This window comes from Micromonospora sp. NPDC049801 (assembly GCF_040656575.1).
In the GTDB taxonomy this organism is placed as follows: Bacteria; Actinomycetota; Actinomycetes; order Mycobacteriales; family Micromonosporaceae; genus Micromonospora.
Map to the genome: position 1 here is coordinate 1 of NZ_JBFAMS010000005.1, position 21,321 is coordinate 21,321.

The following is a 21,321-nucleotide window of genomic DNA, read 5'->3' on the forward strand; positions in this document are numbered from 1 at the left end:
GGGGTGGGGGGTTACCAGTTGGTGGAGGCGGGGGCCTTGGGCCAGGGCTTGGACTCGGGCTTGATGAGGTAGGCGACGCCGCCGGAGCCGCCGGAGACTCCGCCGCTGGCGTTGGTGCGCTTGGTACGCAGCCAGATCTGCTCGAACTGGGTGCGCTTGTAGACGTTGCGGACGACGTCGTTGCTGGACGAGGCCGGGTCGTTGACGATCACGTCACCGTCGGCGGTGAAGCCGACCACCACGAAGAGGTGCCCCGAGGTGCCGTAGTTCGCCCCGTCCAGCTCACTGGCGAGGAAGGACTGGCTGGTCACCACGGGGATGCCGGCGGCGATGAAACGCTCCAGCTCGTCCAGGGAGTGCAGCCGGGTGACCCGCCCCTCAAGGCCGGGGAAGCTGGCCGCGTACGCGGTGTTGAACGGCCAGTTGCCCGCGCCGTCGTACGCGTAGTCGAAGGTCATCCGGGCGGCGTGGTTGACGGTCGGGTCCGGGTAGGTCGGGTCCACCCAGGACGTGTCGGCCGTCGAGGGCTTGCGACCCCAGTACTCGACGACCATCTCCGTGGAGGTGGGTGAGCACCACGCCTCGCCGCCGCCGTCGTACTCGGGGTAGTGCCCCTTGTGGACGTTCTGCGAGTAGCGGGGCACCGGCAGCTCGACGCCCCAGGCGATGTGCCCGGCGCTCGGCGGGACGGTGAACCGGTCCGGCACGGCGGAGCTCATCGCGCCGAGCATCCGTACCACCGGGGCGGCGGTCTGCCCGGGGGTCCGGTAGAGGGTCAGCCGCAGCTGGTACGACCGCAGCAGCACCCCGGCGTCGGCGTCGTCGATGCTGAACGTGTCGGTCCAGACCGTCGACCAGGGATCGCCCTGCCCGTCGAGGCTGGTCCGCTTGATGTCGGTGTCGCCGGAGGCCCAGCGGCCCAGGACGTACCAGGGGGTCTGGTCGCCGTTGGTGTAACCGCCCTGCATCTCCACCTGGATCCAGGTGCCGGTGGGGGTCTCGGCGTTCCAGGAGGCGATCAGTTCGGTGGCGTCGAAGCCGATCCGGGTCACGGGCGAGGTCCAGGTGCCGTACTCCCAGGTGCGGGTGACGCCGGTGTGCGGGTCGGCGTACTCGGTGGTGCCGGTGGGGCGGGCCAGGGTGACGCCGGAGCGCGGGCCGGGCACGACGCGGGTGCCGGCCTGGCTGCCACGGTGCCAGTCGGCGGGCCCGGACCAGTCCTGGAAGGTGATCTGTTCGTCGTGGGCGGGTGCGGGTGGCCGGGCCGCCGCGGCGGGGGCCGCGGTGGCGAGCAGGGTGAGCGCGCTGACGCCGGCGAGGGCGGCCGCGTGCAGGCGGGAGGGGGCCATGGGTGCTCCGCGGTGTCGAGTGGGGGCATCGTCGCTGGTCAGTTTTCCGCTTGGAAGGAAGTTTCGCCAGATGTTCAGCGGCAGAAAATCATTGCCGCAGCGATGGTCAACCTGGGATGGATTTCGCGGCGATCGATATTGATATGACCATGTGACTGATGGTGAAGTGTGCATCACCGAGCGGGATCTTCCGCCCTTTGAGGAGGTAGTCCATGGCCCTCCGCCCACCTCACTCTCTCCGCCGCGTCCTGGTGCTCGCCGTCGTCACCGGACTGGGAATCGTCACCGTCGCCGCCGGACCGGTCGCCGCCAAGCCGACGCCGGACCGCACCGCCGAGTCGGCCGCCGCCGGTTACCGGGTCCTCGGGCCCCGGACCCTCGCCGACCGCAACGCGGTGGCCCGCACCGGGGCCGCCATCGACTACTCCGAGCACGGCGTCCTGCACGTCTCGGCCACCGCCGCCGAGGCCGCCGCGATCGGCAAGCTCGGCTTCCGGCTGGAACCGCTCGCCCCGCCACCGAGCGCCGAACGCGGCGCGGGCGAGGTGGGCACGCTGGCGTTCCCGCCCGCCGACTCCAACTACCACGACTACGCGGAACTGACCGCCGTCGTGAACCAGGCCGTCGCCGACCACCCGGCCATCGCCCGCAAGATCAGCATTGGTACGTCGTACGAGGGCCGCGACCTGATGGCCGTGAAGATCTCCGACAACGTCGGCACCGACGAGAACGAGCCGGAGATCCTGTTCAACGCCCAGCAGCACGCCCGTGAGCACCTGACCGTCGAGATGGCGATCTACCTGCTCAACCTCTTCACCGACAGCTACGGCAGCGACTCCCGGATCACCAACATCGTCAACAGCCGGGAGATCTGGATCGTGCCGACCGTCAACCCGGACGGCAGCGAGTACGACATCGCCACCGGGTCGTACCGGTCCTGGCGCAAGAACCGTCAGCCGAACAGCGGCTCGTCAAACGTCGGCACCGACCTGAACCGCAACTGGTCCTACCAGTGGGGCTGCTGCGGCGGGTCGTCCGGCACCACCTCGTCGGAGACGTACCGCGGCCCGTCGGCGTTCTCCGCGCCGGAGACGCAGGCGCTGCGCAACTTCGTGAACAGCCGCGTCGTCGGTGGCGTCCAGCAGATCAAGGCGAACATCGACTTCCACACGTACTCGCAACTGGTGCTCTGGCCGTACGGCTACACCACGGCGAACACCGCCACCGGGATGAGCGCGGACCAGTACAACACCTTCGCCACCATCGGTCAGCAGATGGCGGCCACCAACAGCTACACGCCGGAGCAGTCCAGCGACCTGTACATCGCCGACGGCACCAGCATCGACTGGATGTGGGCCACCCACGGCATCTGGGCGTACACCTTCGAGATGTACCCGGGCTCCTCCGGCGGTGGCGGCTTCTACCCGCCCGACGAGGTGATCCCCGCACAGACCACCCGTAACCGCGAGGCCGTACTCATGCTCAGCGAGTACGCCGACTGCCCGTACCGGGCCATCGGCAAGCAGTCGCAGTACTGCGGTGGCGGTGGGGGCACCACGGTCTGGTCGGACACCTTCGAGACCGCCACCGGCTGGACGATCAACCCGTCCGGCACCGACACCGCGACCCTCGGAGCGTTCGAGGTGGGCGCCGCCCAGGCGACCACCTCCTCCGGCGCGAAGCAGCTCACCCCGTACGCCGGCTCGAACGACCTGGTCACCGGCCGGCTCGCCGGTTCGGCGGCCGGTGACTACGACGTCGACGGCGGTGTGACGAGCGCCCGGTCGCCGGCGGTGACCCTGCCGTCGTCCGGCACGCTGACCCTCTCGCTGGCCTGGTACCTGGCGCACGGCTCGAACGCCTCGTCGGCCGACTACCTGCGGGTGAGCGTCGTGCACAGCGGCGGCACCACCGCCCTGCTCACCCAGACCGGCGCGGCCAGCAACCGGAACGGGAGCTGGGCGGTGGCGAGCCTCAACCTGAGCCCGTACGCCGGGCAGTCCGTCCGCATCCTCGTCGAGGCGGCGGACGCGTCCGGCGCGAGCCTGGTGGAGGCGGCTGTGGACAACGTCACCATCACGGCCTCCTGAGCGGGTGGGGCCCCGTACCGCCCCTGCGGGGCCCCACCACCCGCTTCCGAGCCTCCCGATCCTGGACAAAGGCCCCACGCCTGATCGTCGTACGTCGATCGGTCGTTGATCGATCCGGCACGTCCCGGCGGTGCGCTACCGTCTTAGCGACCAATCCGCAGCGAAGCCGGTGTGAAACCGGCGCTGTCCCGCAACTGTGATGCCCCGCCGACGGCGGGGACGAGCCAGGTCGCCTGCGGAGGGGTCGCGACACGCGCTCTCGAGGAAGGGCGCCTCGTGGGCGGGCGTACCGAAGTCCTGTCGGCGAAGCACCACACTCCTCGACCGACAGGAGGCCCCATGTTCAGACGTACCCCTCGGCTCTTCGCCGCGACCCTCGCGGTCGCCGCGCTCGCCCTCGGCGCGTGCGCGGAGAAGACCGACGACAAGCCGGCCGCCGGCACCGCGGCCGCCAGCTACCCGGTGACGGTCGGCTCGCTCACGCTCGACAAGCGTCCCGAGAAGATCGTGTCGCTCTCGCCCAGCGCCACCGAGATGCTCTTCGCGATCGGCGCCGGCCCGCAGGTGAGCGCCGTCGACGACCAGTCCAACTACCCGGCTGAGGCGCCCAAGAGCGACCTGTCCGGCTTCCAGCCGAACGCCGAGGCGATCGCCGGCAAGAACCCCGATCTGGTGGTGCTCTCCAACGACACCAACAAGATCGTCGACCAGCTCGGCAAGCTGAAGATCCCGGTGTACCTGACCCCGGCGGCGACCACGCTTGACGACTCGTACCAGCAGATCACCGACCTGGGCACCCTGACCGGGCACGCCGACCAGGCCGCCGACGTCGCCAAGCGGATGAAGGACGACATCGCCAAGCTGGTCAAGGACCTGCCCCAGCGCACCGAGAAGCTCACCTACTACCACGAGCTGGGCCCGGAGCTGTACAGCGCGACCAGCAAGACCTTCATCGGCTCGATCTACAGCCTCGTCGGCCTGACCAACATCGCCGACCCGGCCGACGCCGACGGCAAGAACGGCGGCTACCCGCAGCTGTCGCAGGAGGTCATCGTCAAGGCCGACCCGGACTTCGTCTTCCTGGCCGACTCGAAGTGCTGCCAGCAGAACGCCGACTCGGTGAAGGCCCGCAGCGGCTGGGCCGGGCTCACCGCCGTCAAGAACAACCAGGTCGTCACGTTGGACGACGACATCGCCTCCCGCTGGGGCCCGCGCGTCGTCGACCTGCTCCGGACGATCATCGACGCGGTCGCCAAGGTGCCCGCGTGACCGTGGTCGGTCCGTGACCGGAACGTCGCAGATGACCTCTGGAGCACCCGCCACCCGGCCGGCCGGTACGCCTCGCGCGTCCCGGCCCGCCGGGCTGCGTGCGCGCTGGCTGGTCATCGGTGTCCTCGCGGTGCTCGTCGCGCTCGTCGCCGGGGTGTCGCTCGGACCGGTCAGCCTGCCACCGGGCAGCGTCGCCATCGAGCTGCTCAACCTGATCCCCGGGGTGCACCTCGACAGTGGACTGAACGAGCGGGAAATCGCCATCGTCACCGAACTGCGGCTGCCCCGGGTCGTGCTGGGTCTGCTCGTCGGCGGTCTGCTCGCCCTCGCCGGTGGCTGCTACCAGGGCGTCTTCCGCAACCCGCTGGCCGACCCGTACCTGCTCGGAGTGGCCGCCGGCGCGGGCCTCGCGGTCACCGCGGTGATCGCCCTCGGCGGCGTCGGTCGGCAGGGCGCGATCTCCGGGCTGCCGTTGACCATCCCGCTGGCCGCGTTCGTCGGTTCGCTGCTCGCCGTCACGATGACCTACCTGCTCGGCGCGGCCGGCGGGCGGAGCCGGTCCCCGGCCATGCTGATCCTGGCCGGGGTGGCGGTCTCGGCGTTCCTTTCCGCCGGGCAGACGTATCTGCTCCAGCGCCACGCCGACAGCATCCAACCGGTCTACTCCTGGCTGCTCGGCCGGCTGGCGACCGCCGGCTGGCACGATGTGCTGCTCGTGCTGCCGTACGCGGCCGTGACTACGGTCGTGGTGCTGCTGCACCGTCGTGAGCTGGACGTCCTCGCGCTCGGCGACGACGAGGCGACGAGCCTCGGCCTGCACCCGCAGCGCTCCCGGTACCTGCTGATCGCCGCCGCGTCCCTGGGCACCGCCGCGGCGGTCTCGGCGACCGGCCTGATCGGCTTCGTCGGCATCATCGTGCCGCACACCGTCCGGCTGCTCGCCGGGTCGAGCTACCGGGTGATCCTGCCACTGTCGCTGCTGTTCGGCGCCGCGTTCCTGGCCCTGACCGACGTGGTCGCCCGTACCGCCGCCGCCCCGGCCGAAATACCGATCGGCGTGGTCACCGCCCTGCTCGGCGGCCCGTTCTTCGTCCTCGTGCTGCGGACCGCCCGCCGGGTTCTCACGTGACTCCGGGTGCGCCGGCCGTCGAGGTCCGCGAGCTGCACGTCAGCCTGGACGGCACGCCGATCCTCACCGGCGTCGACCTCACCGTCGCCGTCGGCGAGTGGGTCACCGTGATCGGCCCGAACGGCGCCGGCAAGTCGACCCTGTTGCGCGCCGTCGGCGGCCTGCTGCCCGCGCCGGACGCCATCTCCCTCTTCGGTACGCCGAGCGGCGCGCTGCACCGCCGTGAACGCGCCCGGGTGGTGGCGACGGTGACGCAGTCCCCGGCGGTGCCGCCCGGCATGTCGGTCCTGGACTACGTGCTGCTCGGGCGTACCCCGTACATCCCGCCGCTCGGTCGGGAGTCGGCCGCCGACGTGACCGCCGTCCACGACGTGCTGGACCGCCTGGACCTCGGCGGCTTCCACCGCCGCGAGCTGGCCACCCTGTCCGGGGGAGAGCGACAGCGGGTCTTCCTGGCCCGCGCGCTCGCCCAGGGCGCGACGCTGCTGCTGCTCGACGAGCCGACCAGCGCGTTGGACATCGGCCATCAGCAGGAGGTCCTGGAACTGGTCGACCAGTTGCGCCGGGCACACGGCCTGACGGTGCTCGCCACCATGCACGACCTCTCCCTCGCGGGCGAGTACGCCGACCGGATGGTCATGCTCGCCGAGGGGCGGGTGGTGGCGACCGGCACGCCGCACGAGGTGCTGACCGAACACCTCCTCGCGACTCACTACCGGGCGAGCGTCCGGGTGCTCCCCGGCACCAACGGCCCCCTGGTGGTCCCCGTCCGTCCCGGTTCGTGACCCGGGCGGCGGGGCTCTCGGGTCAGGGGCCCAGGTCGATGACCGAGAAGAGGGCGCCCTGGGGGTCGCGCAGGGCGGCGAACCGGCCGGTCGGGATGTCCCGCGGTGGCACCAGGATGGTCCCGCCCAGTTCGGCGGCGCGCGCGGCGGCGGCGTCCGCGTCGGTCACCGCGAAGTACACCGTCCAGTACGCGGGCAGGTCGGCCGGGTAGCCGTCGCCCAGCGGCGGCATCATCCCGGCGACGATCCGCGCCCCGAGCCGCCACCCCGTGTACGTCATGCCGCCGACCGGTTGTTCGTCCGGCTGCCAGCCGAACACCAGCTCGTAGAAGACCTTCGCGCCCTCCGGGTCGGGCGTGACCAGTTCGTTCCAGCTCATCGCGCCGGGCACGTTGAACACCTCGGCCCCGGGCATCGCCAGCGGCTGCCAGACGCTGAACGTCGCGCCCGCCGGGTCGGAGAACACGGCCATCCAGCCCCGGTCGAAGACCTCGAACGGCGGTACGACGACCTGCCCGCCGGCCCGTTCGACCCGTCCGGCGGCCAGTTCCGCGTCGTCGGTGGCGATGTACGTCGACCAGATCGGCACCTGGTCCTCGATGGCGGGCGGTCCGACACCGGCCACCGGCCTGCCGTCGAGCAGGAAGACGGTGTAGCCACCCGCCTCGGGCTCCGGGGTCACCCGTCCGGTCCAGCCGAACAGTTCGGGGTAGAAGCGCCGTGCGCCGGTCAGGTCCGGGGTGGCCAGGTCGGCCCAGCACGGCGTGCCCGGCGGGACGGTGCTCACGTCAAGACCCCTCTCGGCGGGCGGCCACGGGCGGGCCCCCTGCGGGAATCCTGGCACCGTCCCGCTGGGGCACGGGGCGGAAACGGACGAATCGTCAGCTGAACCGGCGACCCTCGTCCCGTCGGTACGCCCACGCGGCGAGCGAGGCGAGGAGCACGATCCAGACGGCGAGCATGATCATCGCGAGTGGCTGGACGGGATAGTCGCCGACCGCCCACCACATCAGTTCGGCCGCGCCCCGGGTGGGCAGGAACGGCGCGATCGTCTCGATGAAGCCGGGCGCGTCGCCCGGTGCGGAGAGCAGCCCGCCGCCGAACGCGAGCGGCAGGAAGACGACCTGCGCCACCACGATCGCCGCCTTGCTGGGCAGCGAGTAGCCGATGGCGAGGCCCATCAGCGTGAACGGCACCGAGATGACGGCCACGATAACGGCGGTCAGCAGGAACGCCGTCGCGGTGACCCGGGCCGGGGTGAGCGTCGCGCCGATCACCACGACCGGGATCAGCGACAGGTACGTCAACGCGAGGCCGGCCAGCACGCGGCCCGCGAACCGGGGCGCCGGCCCGGCCGGCAGGGTCCGGGTGTACGGACTCCACGGCTGGTCGCGGTCCTCGGCGACGCCGACGCCGTACTGGAAGATGTTGGCGCTCATCACCGAGAAGGTGATCATCGACGCGGTGGCGAAGGTGGCGCCGACCGGATCGTCGCCGGTGAACGGCACCACGAAGAAGATCATCGCGGCGGCGGGGAAGAAGGCGCTGCCGAAGACGGCCACCGGAATCCGGATGATCTCCAGAAGCTGGTAGCGGGCGTGGACCAGGGCGAGCTGCACGGTGCGCCTCCTCAGACGGCGGTGGGTTGGCCGCTGGCGGCGGCAGCGGGTGGGGCCTGCGACGGCGTGTCGGTTCCGCCTGTGAGGGCGGTATCCGTCCCGCCGGTGAGGGCGAGGAACGCCTCCTCCAACGACGTGGGCCGGACCTCCAGGTCGGTGAAGGCGGCCTGGGAGCGGACCAGCGCCCGGACCAACTCGTCGGAGTCGGTGGTGAGCAGGTGCAGGCGTCCGTCGACCCGTTCGGCGCGGACGACGCCGGGCAGGTCGGGCACCTCGTCGGTGACCAGGCTGACCCGGCGTACGCCGACGATGCCGCGTACGGCGTCCACGGTGTCGTCGGCGAGCACCCGGCCCTGCCCGATCACCACCACACGGCGGGCGAGCGCCTCCACCTCCTCCAGGTAGTGGCTGCTCAACAGCACCGTCCCGCCGTCGTCGTGGAAGGCCCGGATCGCATCCCACAGGGTGTGCCGGGCGGTGACGTCCAGGCCGGTGGTCGGCTCGTCGAGCAGGACGAGTCGGGGCCGGCCGACGAAGGCCAGCGCCACGGCCAGCCGGCGACGCTGGCCGCCGGACAGTCCGCCGGTCTGCCGCCGGGCGAGGTCGCCCAGGCCGAAACGGTCGAGCAGTTCGCCTCGGGGCACCGGGTCGGGGTAGTGGGCGGAGACGAAGTCGACGACCTCGCCGACCCGCAGCGTGCCCGGGAGGCCGGTCTCCTGCGGGGTGACGCCGATCTGCCGCCGCGCCTCCGGGTCGCGCGGGTCGCGGCCGTTCAACTCGACCCGCCCGGAGGTGGGTCGGCGCAGACCCACCAGCAGGTTCATCAGGGTGCTCTTGCCGGCGCCGTTCGGGCCGAGCAGGCCGACCAGTTCGCCGGCCCGGACCTCCAGGTCGACGCGGTCGAGGGCGAGGACGTCGCCGTACCGGCGGCTGACCTGGTCGGCGCGGGCGAGGGTCATGACTGCTCCTTCGACGCTGTGGAGTCCGGAGGGGAGGGGTCGAGCAGGCTCCGGATCGCTTCGGTGTACTCCTCGAACGCCAGCCGACCGCGCCGGCTGAGCCGGATCAGAGTGGCCGGCGTACGTCCACGGTGGGTCTTGCTGATCTCGACGTAGCCGGCGTCCTCCAGCTTGCGGAGGTGGACGGAGAGGTTGCCGGCGGTCATCGCGAGCAGTTCCTGGAGCCGGGGAAACGTGATTCGGTCGCCGTCGCCGAGCGTGGAGAGCGCGGCGACCACCCGCAGCCGTGCCTGGGCGTGGATGACCGGATCGAGGTCGGTCACGAGCGCCCTTGCTGGCGCAGTCGGGCGATTGCCCCGGCGACCAGGATGCCGACGCCGCCGGCCACCGAGATGACCAGCGCGTGCCAACCCGGCCCGGCGATCGCGCCGACCACGTTGATGACGCTGACCCAGACGCCGAGACGGAACAGGTCCCGGTCCAGCCAGATCGCGCCGCCGGCCATGTGCAGCGCGCCGGTGAGGCCCACCGCAGCGGCCGACCAGAGCAGGCCCGCCAGGTCGTGCGGCAGGTGCTCGGACACCCGGCCCACCGCCGCGTAGACGCTCACCGTGCCCAGCGCCCAGGCGCACCCGTACCAGCGACCCCGCACCGCCGAGTCGCCGGTCACCTGCCCGTACGCCCGCGCGCCCGCCACCGTCTGGATCGCCCCGGCGACGATCAGCAGGGCGAAGAGCACGGTCAGGGGCAGCCAGTCGGGCAGCGCGACCAGCACCCGACCACCCGGGGAGAAGCGCAGGAAGAACAGCCCGAAACCGATCAGCCAGGCCACGCCCCACGGCCAGTAGAGCAGCCGGGCGTCGGGCTGTAGGCGGCGCACGGTGGCGGCGCGCTGGTCGTCGATCAGCCGGAGAGCGGTGGCGGCGTCGGAGGGTGGAAGGTCGTCGTCGTCGGGCCCCATGCAAACTACTTTACGATGCAAAGTTGAACCTGTGTGCCCCGCGCGACTGCCCGGTTGCCGACAGAGACGCCGCGCACTTGCCCGCCGACCGTGCCTCAGGACGTGCCCGACGCCCGGGTACGTGCGACAGGTGTCGGCCGTGCCCCAGGACGCGGTCGACGTACGGGCATCTGCGGCAGGAGTCGGCCGTGCCCCAGGACGCGGTCGACGTTCAGGGGATCTGCGGGCGGCGACCTACAGCGGCACCGGTGCCAGCGGCGCGGCCTGCGGCGCGGTCAGCAACGGCGCGGGCAGCGGTTCGGTGTGCAGCACCGACAACCGGGACACCGCGCGGGTGAGCACCACGTACAGCCGGTGCAGCCCGCGCGGCTCGGCCGCGACGATCGCGGCCGGCTCGACCACCACCACGTGGTCGTACTCCAGGCCCTTGACCAGCGTCGCGGGCACCACCGTGACCCGCTGGGCGGCCGTGACGTCGTCGGCGCTCGCGGTGGTGACGCCGTCGGCGGCCAGCGCCGCGCGCAGCCCGTCGACCGCGTCGTCCGCGGCGATCACGCCCACCGACCCGTCGTGCGCGAGCGCCGCGCGCACCTCGGCCACCGTCGCGGCGGTCAGGTCGGCCACGGTACGCACCTCCAGGCCGCCGTCGTGACGCAGCGACTCTGCCGGGGGTACGTCCACCGCGAGCGCCGGCAGCAGCAGGTTGGCGAAGGCCACCACCGCGGCGGGCACCCGGAAGCCGACCGTCAGCGGGACCACCACGGCGTCCGGCTTGCCCAGGTGTGTCAGGGACTCCCGCCAGTCGGTCGCCGCCCACGGCGCGGTGCCCTGCGCGAGGTCACCGAGGAGCGTGATCGAACCGTGTTCACTCCGGCGGGCGATGGCCCGACACTGCATGGGGGACAGGTCCTGCGCCTCGTCCACCACCACGTGCCCGAACCCGGAAGGTCGCTCCAACAGCCCGGCCGCCTCGTCGACGAGCACGGCGTCCGCGGCGGTCCAGCGGGTGGCCTTCGGGGTACGCGGCGGCTTCGCCCACACCAGCAACTCCTGCTCGGCGTCGTTGAGCAGCCCGTCCGCGGCGGCGGCGAGGCGGGCCGGGTCGGCGAGCAGGCCGTGCACCAGCCCTTCCGGGGTGAGTGCCGGCCAGACCGCGTCCAGGAAGTCCACCACCGGCCGACACCGGCCCATCCGGCGCAGCCACGCGTCGCCGGGCGACTCGGCCCGCCGCGACTCGGCCTGCCGCTGCAGCAGACTCACCACCCGCGCCCGGACCCGCTCCCGACCGGTGCCGTACGGCAGCCCTTCCCGTCGGGTCTCCTCGACGATCCGGTGCAGCGGCTCCAGCCCGATCCGCCACCGGAACGAGCCGTCGGAGACGGTGATCGAGTCGGTAGGCGTACCGATCTGGGCCTGCACCGCCCTGCGCAGCACGGTCGCCATCCGCGCGTCGTGCTTCAGCGCGGCGGCGGCCGGCGTCTCCACCGCCCGCACCGGAACCCGCGAGATCAGCTCCTCCACGGTGGCCTGCTCGACCTCGACCTCGCCGAGGGCCGGCAGCACCGCCGCGATGTACGACAGGAACGCCCGGTTCGGCCCCACGATCAGCACCCCCGCCCGACGCAACCGCTCCCGGTGCAGGTAGAGCAGGTACGCGGCCCGGTGCAGGCCGACGGCCGTCTTCCCGGTACCCGGTGCCCCCTGCACACAGATCGAGTCGGCCAGGTCGGCCCGGACCAGCTCGTCCTGCTCCGGCTGGATGGTGGCGACGATGTCGCGCATCGGCCCCACGCGTGGTCGCTCGATTTCGGCCGTGAGGATCCGGCTGGCCGTGCCCAGCTCCTCGCCGCGGTCCAGCCGCTCGTCCTCGAAACTGGTCAACACCCCGTTGCTGAACCCGAACCGCCGCCGCACCGCGACACCCTGCGGGTCACGAGCGCTGGCCCGGTAGAACGAGCGGGAGACCGGCGCCCGCCAGTCCAGCACCAGCGGCTCGCCAAGCTCATCGGTGACATGCCGCCGCCCCACGTGGTACCGCCGACCAGCATGCTCGCCGCTGCCGCTGCCGCTGCCGCTGCCGCTGCCGCTGCCGCTGGCGCTGCCGCTGGCGCTGGCGCTGCCGCTGGCGCTGGCGCTGGCGCTGCCGCTGGCGCTGCCGCTGGCGCTGCCGCTGGCGCTGCCGCTGGCGCTGCCGCTGGCGCTGCCGCTGGCGCTGCCGCTGGCGCTGCTCCCGCTGCCGCTGCTCCCGCTGCCGCCGCCTAGGCTGCCGGCACTCCTGCTTGTGCTGCTGCCGCTGCCGCTGGCCGGGATGCTGGTGGTCGGGCTGTTGCTGGTTGCCGGCGTCAGGCCGGTTGCGGTGTCCTCGTCTGGTGCTTGTCCGCCGAATTCGAGGCGGCCGAAGAACAGCGGCGTGGTGGGGTCGTCGGCCAGTTCGGCGACCCGGCGGGCGAGTGTGCGGCCGAGGGTCTCCGCCGCGTAGGCGTCGCCGGCGACCTGGTCACCGGTCGAGAAGAGGGCTTCGGCCCGCTCCCGCATCCGGCGCAGGGCCGCGCGGGAGCTGGCCAGGTGAGTGCGTTCGGACGCGAGATCCGTGTCGAGATCCGTGTCGAGGTCAGGTGCGGGCATGCTGACGTCCCATCGTTCACATCTGCTGCTCGCTCGCGTTTCCGGGGACGGATGGCCGACCTCCCGGCGCGACGACGTCCGTTCCGGTGCAGCTCACCTCGGCCGTCAAGCGGGCTGCAACCCTACGCCTTCCCGGCCGCCCCTTCCACCGAATTACCGAGCCAACCACCCGGACGAGTCGGCGCGTCGTGGACTTGAGTGATAGCTACGCCCGAGCCCGCGCGACAGCGGGCCGCCTGTCGGGGCCGAGCTGCGAGCGGGAGCGTCGCCTTGTCGTGGCGTTCCCCCAAGACGTGCTCACGAAGAACGAGCACGCCTTGCTGTGGGTGCCGTGACGTGTGGCGGGATGAACCACTTGTGCTCAGCAGCGCCGGTGGTAGAGGTTGCGGCGTGGGGAGCGCAGCGGGTCCAGCCAGGCGGGTGGGAGGAATTCGGGCTGGCCGTCCGATGCGACGCGGACGACCCAGTCGCCCCGGTGCAGGATTCGGTGATGATGCCCGCAGAGCAGGACCGCGTTGCCCAGTGTCGTGGCGCCGCCGTCGGCCCAGTGGCGCACATGGTGGCCGTCGCACCAACGGGATGGCCGGTCGCAGCCGGGAAAGGCACAGCCGCCGTCGCGGAGCACCAGCGCGCGCCGCAGCGGACCGGTGAAGAGCCGGCGCTGACGCCCGACGTCCAGAATCTGGCTGTTGCCGTTCATGACCGCCGGCAGCACGGCGGCATCGCAGGCCAGGCGGCGGACCGCGCCCGGCGTGAGACGCGCTCCGGTGTCCAGGGTGCCCGCGCCGAGCTCGTTGACCAGCGCGTCGAGCGACATGGTGACAACCAGTTGCGGCCGGTCTCCACCGTTGTCGGGCAGGTGGCCGGTGCGCAGTGCCAGCCGGCAGATCTCGCCGAGTGCGTCGGCCCTGCGTTGGCCCGGACTGCGGTCGTCGTGCTCGCCGGCCGGGGTGCAGAGCGGATCGACGGCCTCCCGCAGCAGGCTCGCGGTCTCGGTGTCGAGGTTGCCGGTGAGGCGTACCTGCCCGTCCTTCGGCTCGGAGAGGGTGACGTGCCGGCGAGCCTCGGCCCGCTCGGCGGCCCGCTCGAGGGCCGCCAGCTCGGCCTCGTCGGCCAGGTCGGGCGCGACGTGCGCGAGGACGCGTTCGCCGAGGCGACTCAGGGTGGTCGGATCGAAGCGGTCGGCCCAGGCGATCAGTAACTCGGTGGCCTTCTCTGCCACCTCCGGGCCGGCCTCGACGGGGAGATCCGCGATCGTCTCCGCCACCACCTTGCCCTGCTCCACAGTGAGGCGGCCGTCCAGGAGAGCGGCACGGACCGTCGGCGGCGACGCGTCGATGGTGGCGGCGAGCTGGACCAACTGGCGGGCCGACCGCCCGGACAGCCGCAGCCGCTCCCGTAACCAGACGGCGGTGGACGATGCGCCCTGGGCGACCGCGAGACCACGGCCGTCGAGCTCGCGCACGAGAGCGAGCTGGATGGTTGCCAGGCGCTGCGCCAAGGCGTGCGACGCGTCCAGCGCCGCGAGCAGTTCGTCGTCGGGAAGGGCCCACGGCGCGGTGTCGGCGCAGGCGTCGACACCGCCACCCGCCTGCGCCAACGCCCCCAACATGGACTGACCCTAGAACAGGTGTACGACATTTTTCCTCCCGAAGGGCCGCCCTGTGGTCAACCTTTTCGGCGGCGCCGCACCTCCGCCACGCGGGCCTGCGTCGCGTGACCACGACGCCCCTGTGCCAGGGGGCGGGGGTGCCAACCCTTCAGCGCTTCCACGGTTCGACGGCGCGTGCCGCGGGGGCGGCGCGCGGGGTTGATGGCGGGTCGGGCGGGTGGCCGGGATCATGGGGGCATGACCGAGGCCAGTCCCGAGTCGCGTCGGAAGACGATCAGCGATCCGCAGGTGATGCGGGCGTTGGCGCATCCGGCCCGGATCGCGATCATCGAGTACCTGAGCAGCCGCGAGGGCGGCGGCACCGCCACCGAATGCGCCGAAATCGCTGGGTTGTCGCCGAGCGCCACCAGCTACCACCTGCGGGCGCTGGCGAAGTTCGGCCTGGTTGAGCAGGCGCCCAGCCGGGGGGACGCGCGGGAGCGGGTGTGGCGTACGCCGGGCGTCAGTTGGATGGTCGACGCGGGCCGCGAGGCCGGTCCCGAGGGGCGTGCGGCTGAGCAGGCGCTCGTGGAGGCGCACGCCGCCCGTGCCATGGAACGGACTCGGGACTGGTTGCGGCGGGCGGGGGATGAGCCCGCCGAGTGGTACGACGTGGCGCTGTTCCACGACACCCTGCTGCTGCTCACCGCGGACGAGTTGGCCGCCCTGAATGAGGCGGTCCTGGCGCTGCTGAAGCCGTATCACCCTCGACGTCGTACCGACGCGCCGACGGGTGCACGTTCCGTCACGGTCCAGTATCGGGCGGTGCCGCTGGCATAGAAGGGGTTGTGTCGGTCACTTGTGAAGGATTATTTTCGAAGTATGTCCTTCACAAGTGACACGTCGCGTTGGACGGACGTCTGGATCGCCGCCGCAGCTCGCGGCACCACGATCTGCGGGGACTTCCTCGCGGCCACCGCGCTCGCGCTGGCCCTGCAGGGGGCCGGTGCCGGAGGGCTCGCCGTCTCGGGACTGCTGCTCGCGGCCACCCTTCCCCTGGTGGTGCTGGCCCCGCTCGCCGGACGGCTTGCCGATCGGGTGGACAGCCGTACCGTGCTGGTGACGACCGGGCTGGCGCAGACCGTGATCTGCCTGCTGCTCGCCGTCGCCGACGACCCAGTCCTCGTCGTGGCCCTCGTGGCGCTGCTCGCCTGCGGTCTCGCGGTCACCCAGCCCTGCTTGGCGGCGCTGCTCCCGGCGATGGTCCGCCCGGCCGACCTGCCGCGTGCGAGCGCGATCAGCCAGACCGCCGTCTCCCTCGGCGCGCTCGGCGGTCCGGTGCTTGCCGGCCTGCTGGTGGGGCAGTTCGGCACCCGCGTACCACTGCTGATCGACGCCGCGACCTACCTCGCGCTCGTGGTCGCGGGCCTCGCGCTGCGAACTCGGCGCGGTGGTTGGCGATCCGCGAGCCACCATCCCGACGGCGCCGAGCAGTCCAGCCGCGCCGAGCAGTCCAGCCGCGCCGAGCAGTCCAGCCGCGCCGAGCAGTCCAGCCGCGCCGAGCAGAACGCCGGTAGCCCCGAAACGCCGGCCGGTACGGCGCAGGGCTGGCGGCTCCGCCGGGACCCGCTGATGGTCGTCATGGTGGTCAGTACCGCCGTGGTGATCGCGGCGATCGGTGGCATCAACGTGATCGAAGTGTTCTTCATCCGGGAGACCCTGCGTGGGTCGGCCACCACGTACGGCCTCATCGGGGCCGCCTGGATGGCCGGAATGTTGCCGGGCGGCTGGCTGGCGGCGCGGCTCGTACGCCGGATCGAGGACGACAGTGCGTTGGTCCGCGGCGTGCTGATCACGCTGGCCGGGTGCAGTCTGATGGTGCTGCTCGCCGCGAGGGTGCCCGCTGCGGCCCTGCTGGTGCCACTTTGGCTGGTGGGCGGCGCGGCCAACGGCGCGGGGAACGTCTTCGCCAACCTCCTCACCGCTCGGCGGGTGCCCGAGCGGATGCGCGCGCGGGCGTACGCCACCTACGGCGCGGCCGTGCAGGGTGGCTCAATGGGTGGGTACCTGATCGGTGGCGCCCTGCTCACCCGAATCCCACCTCGGCCACTGATCGCGGTGGTGGGGGCGACCGGGCTCCTGGTGGTGCTGCTCTTCGTGCCGGTCGTCGTGCGGGCGGCACGCCGGCCCGACGGAGACGTGGCTGGACGAGACCCGGGGGGCGGGTGAACGCGCATCCCACCGAACGTGGGCGGCCGGCTGTGACGTCGTCGGAGGGCCCGCGATCGGGTGGGTCCGGTGCGGGGTTGGCCACTCCGGGCCGGCCCGCCGGGCTGGATCCCGAGGCCGGGGATACGGTCGGGTCATGGTTGAGCGCGTCGCACGCCCGCGGGTCGGGCACATCCAGTTCCTGAACTGCCTGCCGATCTACTGGGGCCTGATGCGCTCGGGCAGCCTGCTCGACGTCGACCTGCACAAGGACTCCCCGGACCGGCTGAGCGCGGCGCTGGTGGCGGGCGACCTCGACATCGGTCCGATCACGCTGATGGAGTACCTGAAGCACACCGACGAGTTGCTCCTCCTGCCGGACCTGGCGGTCGGCAGCGACGGGCCGGTGCTCTCGGTCAACATGGTCTCCACCCGACCGCTCGCCGAGCTGGACGGCGCCCGCGTGGCGCTCGGCTCGACGTCGCGGACCGGGGTGATGCTGGCGCAGTTGCTGCTCACCGAGCGGTACGGGGTGCGGTCCGAGTACTTCCGCTGTCCTCCGGACCTGACCCAGATGCTGCTGGAGGCCGACGCCGGGGTCCTGATCGGGGACGTGGCGCTGCGGGCGTACTACGAGGCGCCGCTGCGGGGCCTCACCGTGACCGACCTGGGGCAGGCCTGGCGGGACTGGAGCGGGCTGCCGATGGTCTTCGCCGTCTGGGCGGTCCGCCGCGACTTCGCGGCCGCGCACCCGGGCCTGGTCAAGGAGGTGCACGAGGCGTTCCTGCGCTCGCGTGACCTCTGCCTCGCCGAGCTGGACCAGGTCGCCGAGGCGGCGGCGCGGTGGGAGGCGTTCGACGCCGCGACGCTGGCCACGTACTTCCGGGCCCTGGACTTCTCGCTCGGCGAGCGGCAGGTCTCCGGGCTGCGCGAGTTCGCCCGGCGGGTCGCCGCGCTCGGCGAGGTCCCCCCGCTGCCGGACGGCGGTCCCGAGTTCTTCGCCGGCTGACCGGCGGCCGGATCAGACGCCGGGGCGCAGCAGCGCCTCGGTGATCTTCTGGCAGTTCTTCATGCCGTACTCGTAGCCCATGTTGATCGGGTAGCGGACCATCACGCCCATCGTCCAGGTGTCGCCGATGGCCAGGCAGTTGATGTGCATCTCCTGCTCGGCGGTCCGGTCGATCCACCCGTTCTTGATGGCGATCTGCTTCTGCTGCGCGGGCGGGAACGCCTTGCGGATACCGAAGTCACCGGCGCCCCGGACCAGCTTCATCTCGTTGAGCAGCCACTTGGTCCACTTCGGTCCGGCGGCGGTGCCGGTGGCGATGCAGTTGCCCAGTCGCGCGGTGTCGCGGGGGGAGAGCGCGGTACGGGACCAGCCCTTGTCCGGGGCGACGCTGCTGTCGGTCAGCTTGCACATGGAGAGCAGCCGCCGGATCGAGGCGTCCCGGCCGACCGAGTTGTAGAACTGCTCGGCCCGCGTGTTGTCGCTGTCCCGGATGATGCGGGTGGCGTCGGCGAGCTTCGCGTCGCTCGGCGTCTGGCCGGCCTCGGCGGCGCGGCGCAGGTAGTCGGCGACGATCCAGGACTTGATCAGCGAGGCGGTGGTGCTGGTCTCACCCATGTTCTTCGAACCGATGATCTTCCCGGTCCGGCGGTCGAGGACGCTCCAGGAGTACCAGCCCTCGATGTCGAGGTCGAGGTTCTTGGCCTCGAACGGCAGCGGCGTCAGCGAAGGGCTGGGGCTGGGGCTCGGCGGGGCCGGCTGGCGGGCGCTGCGGTCGGTGGCCGCGTTGGTGGACCGGTCGCTGGTCGTCGCCTCGGAGTCACCCCACTTGGCGGCGGCGGCCGACTCGAACGGCGACCCGGGCAGCAGGCGTAGCGAGACCAGCACCAGCCCGATGAGGATGACCGCGACGGCGATCAGGCGCAGCGGCGAGGTCTCGCCCGCACCGCGTCGATCGGCCCGCCGGTTCCCGGCCATCAGAGCTTCCCGACCGGCTGCTGCGGCACCTTGAGCGCGGCGCCGGGCTGCGGGGTGACCAGTTGGGTGGTGACGCTGGCGCAGACCTTCGCGCCGTAGTCCAGCCCTAGCTTGATCGAGTAGCGCAGCATCACCGCGAGACTCCACTTCCCGTTGACCGCGAGGCAGTTGACGTGCCAGTTTCCGTCGGAGGCAATCGGTGTCCAGCCGTTCTTCATGCTGACCGGCCCCTGCGCGGTGATCGACTTGGGTAGACCGTCGATGATCCCCCAGCGGCCGCCACCGGAACTGGCCCGCTGGGCGTCGGTGCTGCCCCGGACCTTGGCCATCTGGTCCAGCACCCACTTTGTCCACTTCGGGCCGGCGGCCTTACCGTCGGCGATGCAGTCGCCGAGCCGGACGGCGTCGCGCGGGGACATCCGGGTGAAGCTCCAGTATCCGGTGTAGGGCTCGGTGTTGCCGCGCTTGGTGTCGGTCAGGCCGCAGGTCTTGATCGCCCGCTGGATCACCGGGTCCGGGATGCTGCTCTTCGACGGCTTGTACGACCCACCCGCGGCGGCGTAGACCTTGTTGGCCGCGGCGTCGTTGCTGTCGATGATGGCGAGGCTGGCCGCCTGCTTCAGCCCGGCCGGCGGCTCCCTGTCCTTGAGCTGGCGCAGGTAGTCGGAGACGATCCACGCCTTGATCATCGATTCGGTGGAGCTGGTCGCGCTCATGTTCGACGATCCGGAGACCTTGCCGGTCTTCCGGTCGAGCAGCGCCCACGAGAAGAATTCACCCTTGAACGCCACCGACACGCGGCCCGGGGCCAGCGTGGGAGGTGGTGGCGGGGCCGGCGCGGGCGCGGCGACGCTGCTGGTGGCGGCGCCGCCACCACCGCCGCCTTCGCCGACGTCGCTGGACAGTCGGGCGTACGCGGTGGGGACCAGTAGGACGCCACCGAGAATTATCGCCACGACGGCGAACACCATGGTCACGCGAGATCGCATGAGTTGGGTGAGCTCCAGATGTCAGGGCCGGGGGGACCGGCTTCGTTGTCCGGGGCGACCGGTGCGTGCGCCGAGGCCGGGGGAGGTGGCCTCTGTGAAGCCGGCGTGGGGGCAGCCGATCGTGTGACCGGCAGAAGTCTACGTCTGGACGGGCCGATCGCCAGAGGGCGACACCGGGCAACGTGCGAAATCGGGAGAAAATCCCGGCGCTTTGCGCCTTATGGGAGATTTGACCTCCTTTCCGTGAGCCACGTCATAAACGCCGGTGTTGCGGTGGGTAGCGGAGATCTGCCCATCGGTGACGGAACGTCACTCGGGTTTCCTGTTACACCCCCTAGTGCATTCGGGCGCAAGCTGTAACACTTGTCCTCATGTATGGCAACGACTTCTCCGCCCCCGGCGACGCACCGGACGACGCGCCCGGCGCGGGCCTGCTCGGCGAGGTCGAAGCGGCCGAGGCCGAGTTGCGCGCCGCCGCCGCTCGTGAACGGCGCGGCGGCCCGGCGCCGGACGAGGATCTGGCGGCCTACTTCACCGAGGTGGTCGACGCGGAGCAGAAGATCGAGCCGCGCGACTGGATGCCCGAGGCGTACCGGCGGACGCTGATCCGGCAGATCGCGCAGCACGCCCACTCCGAGATCATCGGCATGCAGCCCGAGGGCAACTGGATCAGTCGGGCGCCCTCGCTCAAGCGCAAGGCGATCCTGCTGGCCAAGGTCCAGGACGAGGCCGGCCACGGCCTCTACCTCTACGCCGCCGCCGAGACCCTCGGCATCAGCCGCGACGAACTGGTCCGGTTGCTGCTCGACGGCCGGCAGAAGTACAGCTCGATCTTCAACTACCCCACCCTGACCTGGGCCGACGTGGGCGCGATCGGCTGGCTGGTGGATGGTGCGGCAATCGTCAACCAGGTGCCCCTGTGCCGCTGCTCCTACGGGCCGTACGCCCGGGCGATGATCCGGGTCTGCAAGGAGGAGTCGTTCCACCAGCGCCAGGGGTACGAGATCCTGCACACCCTCGCGCACGGCACCCCGGCGCAGAAGGCCATGGCCCAGGACGCGGTCGACCGCTGGTGGTACCCGTCGCTGGCCATGTTCGGTCCGCCGGACGGCGACTCCACCCACTCCGCCCAGTCGATGGCCTGGAAGATCAAGCGCTTCTCGAACGACGACCTGCGCCAACGCTTCGTCGACATGTGCGTCGGGCAGGCCGAGGTCCTCGGGCTCCGCATTCCCGACGACGACCTGCGCTGGAACGAGGAGCGGCAGGCGTACGACTACAGCCAGCCGGACTACGACGAGCTGATGCGGGTCATCAAGGGCAACGGACCGTGCAACCGGGAGCGGATGGCGCACCGTCGGGCGGCCCACGCCGACGGCGCATGGGTACGCGAGGCCGCCGCGGCGTACGCCGCCAAGCGGGCCGACGCGAGGGAGAAGGTGGCCGCGTGAGCAACGAACACTCGCCTCTGTGGGAGGTCTTCGTCCGGGCACGGCGGGGCCTGTCGCACACCCACGTCGGCAGCCTGCACGCCCCGGACGCCGAGCTGGCCCTGCGCAACGCCCGTGACCTCTACACCCGCCGCCAGGAGGGCGTGTCGATCTGGGTGGTGCCGGCGGGCGCGATCACCGCGTCCAGCCCGGACGAGAAGGACGCCTTCTTCGACCCGGCCGCCGACAAGGTCTACCGCCACCCCACCTTCTACGAGGTCCCGGACGGGGTGGCACACCTGTGAGCCAGCGGAGCGAGCGAACCAGCCAGTC

At 71.7% G+C, this 21,321-nt stretch carries 19 protein-coding genes and 1 riboswitch; of the genes, 9 read left to right on the forward strand and 10 right to left on the reverse strand.

The features are described from left to right. Positions 1-11: 11 nt before the first annotated feature. The gene (locus AB0I89_RS10560; protein ID WP_357123434.1) at positions 12-1,349 is read right to left on the reverse strand and encodes a C39 family peptidase; all 1,338 of its coding nucleotides are present in this window, start codon (positions 1,347-1,349) and stop codon (positions 12-14) included. Positions 1,350-1,561: 212 nt separating this feature from the next. On the opposite strand from AB0I89_RS10560, the gene AB0I89_RS10565 reads away from it, so the two are divergent. The 4 genes from AB0I89_RS10565 (at position 1,562) to AB0I89_RS10580 (ending at position 6,622) form a co-directional block, all read left to right on the forward strand. After that, entirely contained in the window at positions 1,562-3,439 is a 1,878-nt protein-coding gene (locus AB0I89_RS10565) for a M14 family zinc carboxypeptidase (protein ID WP_357123437.1), read from the forward strand. 165 nt (positions 3,440-3,604) lie between these two features. Further along, a riboswitch (cobalamin riboswitch) is annotated at positions 3,605-3,668 on the forward strand. A gap of 110 nt (positions 3,669-3,778) precedes the next feature. Further along, positions 3,779-4,708 (forward strand): ABC transporter substrate-binding protein, encoded by a 930-nt coding sequence (locus AB0I89_RS10570; RefSeq protein WP_357123440.1) that lies wholly within the window; start codon positions 3,779-3,781, stop codon positions 4,706-4,708. 31 nt (positions 4,709-4,739) lie between these two features. After that, positions 4,740-5,837, forward strand: coding sequence for an iron ABC transporter permease (locus AB0I89_RS10575; protein WP_357123443.1), 1,098 nt, complete (start codon positions 4,740-4,742; stop codon positions 5,835-5,837). Next, positions 5,834-6,622, forward strand: a complete 789-nt coding sequence (locus AB0I89_RS10580; RefSeq protein WP_357123446.1) for an ABC transporter ATP-binding protein — start codon at positions 5,834-5,836, stop codon at positions 6,620-6,622. The genes AB0I89_RS10575 and AB0I89_RS10580 overlap by 4 nt, the downstream gene beginning before the upstream one ends. Positions 6,623-6,644: 22 nt before the next feature. Here the strand turns inward: AB0I89_RS10580 and AB0I89_RS10585 are convergent, their stop codons facing one another. From AB0I89_RS10585 to AB0I89_RS10615, 7 genes are all read right to left on the reverse strand, one after another. Continuing rightward, complete coding sequence (locus AB0I89_RS10585; RefSeq protein WP_357123449.1) at positions 6,645-7,409, reverse strand: VOC family protein; 765 nt, start codon at positions 7,407-7,409, stop codon at positions 6,645-6,647. Between the two features lie 94 nt (positions 7,410-7,503). Beyond that, positions 7,504-8,241 carry an ABC transporter permease gene (locus tag AB0I89_RS10590; protein WP_357123452.1) on the reverse strand — a complete coding sequence of 246 codons (738 nt, stop codon included), beginning with the start codon at positions 8,239-8,241 and terminating at the stop codon, positions 7,504-7,506. Positions 8,242-8,252: 11 nt separating this feature from the next. After that, entirely contained in the window at positions 8,253-9,200 is a 948-nt protein-coding gene (locus tag AB0I89_RS10595; protein ID WP_357123455.1) for an ABC transporter ATP-binding protein, read from the reverse strand. Then, positions 9,197-9,523: a transcriptional regulator gene (locus tag AB0I89_RS10600; RefSeq protein WP_357123458.1), complete on the reverse strand. Its 327-nt coding sequence runs from the start codon at positions 9,521-9,523 to the stop codon at positions 9,197-9,199. The genes AB0I89_RS10595 and AB0I89_RS10600 overlap by 4 nt, the downstream gene beginning before the upstream one ends. Continuing rightward, positions 9,520-10,161: a transporter gene (locus tag AB0I89_RS10605; protein WP_357123461.1), complete on the reverse strand. Its 642-nt coding sequence runs from the start codon at positions 10,159-10,161 to the stop codon at positions 9,520-9,522. Before AB0I89_RS10605 ends, AB0I89_RS10600 begins: the two co-directional genes overlap by 4 nt. Positions 10,162-10,395: 234 nt before the next feature. Continuing rightward, on the reverse strand, positions 10,396-12,786 hold the full coding sequence (locus AB0I89_RS10610) for an AAA family ATPase (RefSeq protein ID WP_357123464.1): 2,391 nt from the start codon (positions 12,784-12,786) through the stop codon (positions 10,396-10,398). Between the two features lie 361 nt (positions 12,787-13,147). Next, the gene (locus tag AB0I89_RS10615) at positions 13,148-14,398 is read right to left on the reverse strand and encodes a DUF222 domain-containing protein (protein ID WP_357123467.1); all 1,251 of its coding nucleotides are present in this window, start codon (positions 14,396-14,398) and stop codon (positions 13,148-13,150) included. Positions 14,399-14,635: 237 nt separating this feature from the next. Here AB0I89_RS10615 and AB0I89_RS10620 point away from each other — a divergent pair, with 237 nt between their 5' ends. From AB0I89_RS10620 to AB0I89_RS10630, 3 genes are all read left to right on the forward strand, one after another. After that, complete coding sequence (locus AB0I89_RS10620) at positions 14,636-15,217, forward strand: winged helix-turn-helix domain-containing protein (protein WP_357123470.1); 582 nt, start codon at positions 14,636-14,638, stop codon at positions 15,215-15,217. 42 nt (positions 15,218-15,259) lie between these two features. Further along, positions 15,260-16,606: an MFS transporter gene (locus AB0I89_RS10625; protein ID WP_357123473.1), complete on the forward strand. Its 1,347-nt coding sequence runs from the start codon at positions 15,260-15,262 to the stop codon at positions 16,604-16,606. A 136-nt stretch (positions 16,607-16,742) separates the two neighbouring features. Further along, positions 16,743-17,594 (forward strand): menaquinone biosynthesis protein, encoded by an 852-nt coding sequence (locus AB0I89_RS10630; protein ID WP_357123476.1) that lies wholly within the window; start codon positions 16,743-16,745, stop codon positions 17,592-17,594. Between the two features lie 12 nt (positions 17,595-17,606). On the opposite strand, the gene AB0I89_RS10635 is transcribed toward AB0I89_RS10630, so the two are convergent. Both AB0I89_RS10635 and AB0I89_RS10640 read right to left on the reverse strand, forming a co-directional pair. Continuing rightward, a complete protein-coding gene (locus tag AB0I89_RS10635; RefSeq protein ID WP_357123479.1) occupies positions 17,607-18,569 on the reverse strand; it encodes a hypothetical protein in 963 nt (320 codons plus the stop codon). Next, positions 18,569-19,558: a hypothetical protein gene (locus AB0I89_RS10640; protein ID WP_357123482.1), complete on the reverse strand. Its 990-nt coding sequence runs from the start codon at positions 19,556-19,558 to the stop codon at positions 18,569-18,571. Before AB0I89_RS10640 ends, AB0I89_RS10635 begins: the two co-directional genes overlap by 1 nt. A 371-nt stretch (positions 19,559-19,929) precedes the next feature. Here AB0I89_RS10640 and paaA point away from each other — a divergent pair, with 371 nt between their 5' ends. Together paaA and paaB are read left to right on the forward strand one after the other, a co-directional pair. Beyond that, positions 19,930-21,009: a 1,2-phenylacetyl-CoA epoxidase subunit PaaA gene (gene paaA, locus AB0I89_RS10645; RefSeq protein WP_357123485.1), complete on the forward strand. Its 1,080-nt coding sequence runs from the start codon at positions 19,930-19,932 to the stop codon at positions 21,007-21,009. Next, on the forward strand, positions 21,006-21,293 hold the full coding sequence (gene paaB / locus AB0I89_RS10650) for a 1,2-phenylacetyl-CoA epoxidase subunit PaaB (RefSeq protein ID WP_266248073.1): 288 nt from the start codon (positions 21,006-21,008) through the stop codon (positions 21,291-21,293). The genes paaA and paaB overlap by 4 nt, the downstream gene beginning before the upstream one ends. Positions 21,294-21,321: the final 28 nt, after the last annotated feature.

Excerpts from the sequence above, each read along its gene's own strand:
- AB0I89_RS10560 (WP_357123434.1), bottom strand. The coding sequence starts at position 1,349 with ATGGCCCCCTCCCGCCTGCACGCGGCCGCCCTCGCCGGCGTCAGCGCG.
- AB0I89_RS10565 (WP_357123437.1), top strand. The coding sequence starts at position 1,562 with ATGGCCCTCCGCCCACCTCACTCTCTCCGCCGCGTCCTGGTGCTCGCC.
- AB0I89_RS10570 (WP_357123440.1), top strand. The coding sequence starts at position 3,779 with ATGTTCAGACGTACCCCTCGGCTCTTCGCCGCGACCCTCGCGGTCGCC.
- AB0I89_RS10575 (WP_357123443.1), top strand. The coding sequence starts at position 4,740 with ATGACCTCTGGAGCACCCGCCACCCGGCCGGCCGGTACGCCTCGCGCG.
- AB0I89_RS10595 (WP_357123455.1), bottom strand. The coding sequence starts at position 9,200 with ATGACCCTCGCCCGCGCCGACCAGGTCAGCCGCCGGTACGGCGACGTC.
- AB0I89_RS10605 (WP_357123461.1), bottom strand. The coding sequence starts at position 10,161 with ATGGGGCCCGACGACGACGACCTTCCACCCTCCGACGCCGCCACCGCT.
- AB0I89_RS10610 (WP_357123464.1), bottom strand. The coding sequence starts at position 12,786 with ATGCCCGCACCTGACCTCGACACGGATCTCGACACGGATCTCGCGTCC.
- AB0I89_RS10615 (WP_357123467.1), bottom strand. The coding sequence starts at position 14,398 with ATGTTGGGGGCGTTGGCGCAGGCGGGTGGCGGTGTCGACGCCTGCGCC.
- AB0I89_RS10620 (WP_357123470.1), top strand. The coding sequence starts at position 14,636 with ATGACCGAGGCCAGTCCCGAGTCGCGTCGGAAGACGATCAGCGATCCG.
- AB0I89_RS10625 (WP_357123473.1), top strand. The coding sequence starts at position 15,260 with ATGTCCTTCACAAGTGACACGTCGCGTTGGACGGACGTCTGGATCGCC.
- AB0I89_RS10630 (WP_357123476.1), top strand. The coding sequence starts at position 16,743 with ATGGTTGAGCGCGTCGCACGCCCGCGGGTCGGGCACATCCAGTTCCTG.
- AB0I89_RS10635 (WP_357123479.1), bottom strand. The coding sequence starts at position 18,569 with ATGGCCGGGAACCGGCGGGCCGATCGACGCGGTGCGGGCGAGACCTCG.
- AB0I89_RS10640 (WP_357123482.1), bottom strand. The coding sequence starts at position 19,558 with ATGCGATCTCGCGTGACCATGGTGTTCGCCGTCGTGGCGATAATTCTC.
- paaA (WP_357123485.1), top strand. The coding sequence starts at position 19,930 with ATGTATGGCAACGACTTCTCCGCCCCCGGCGACGCACCGGACGACGCG.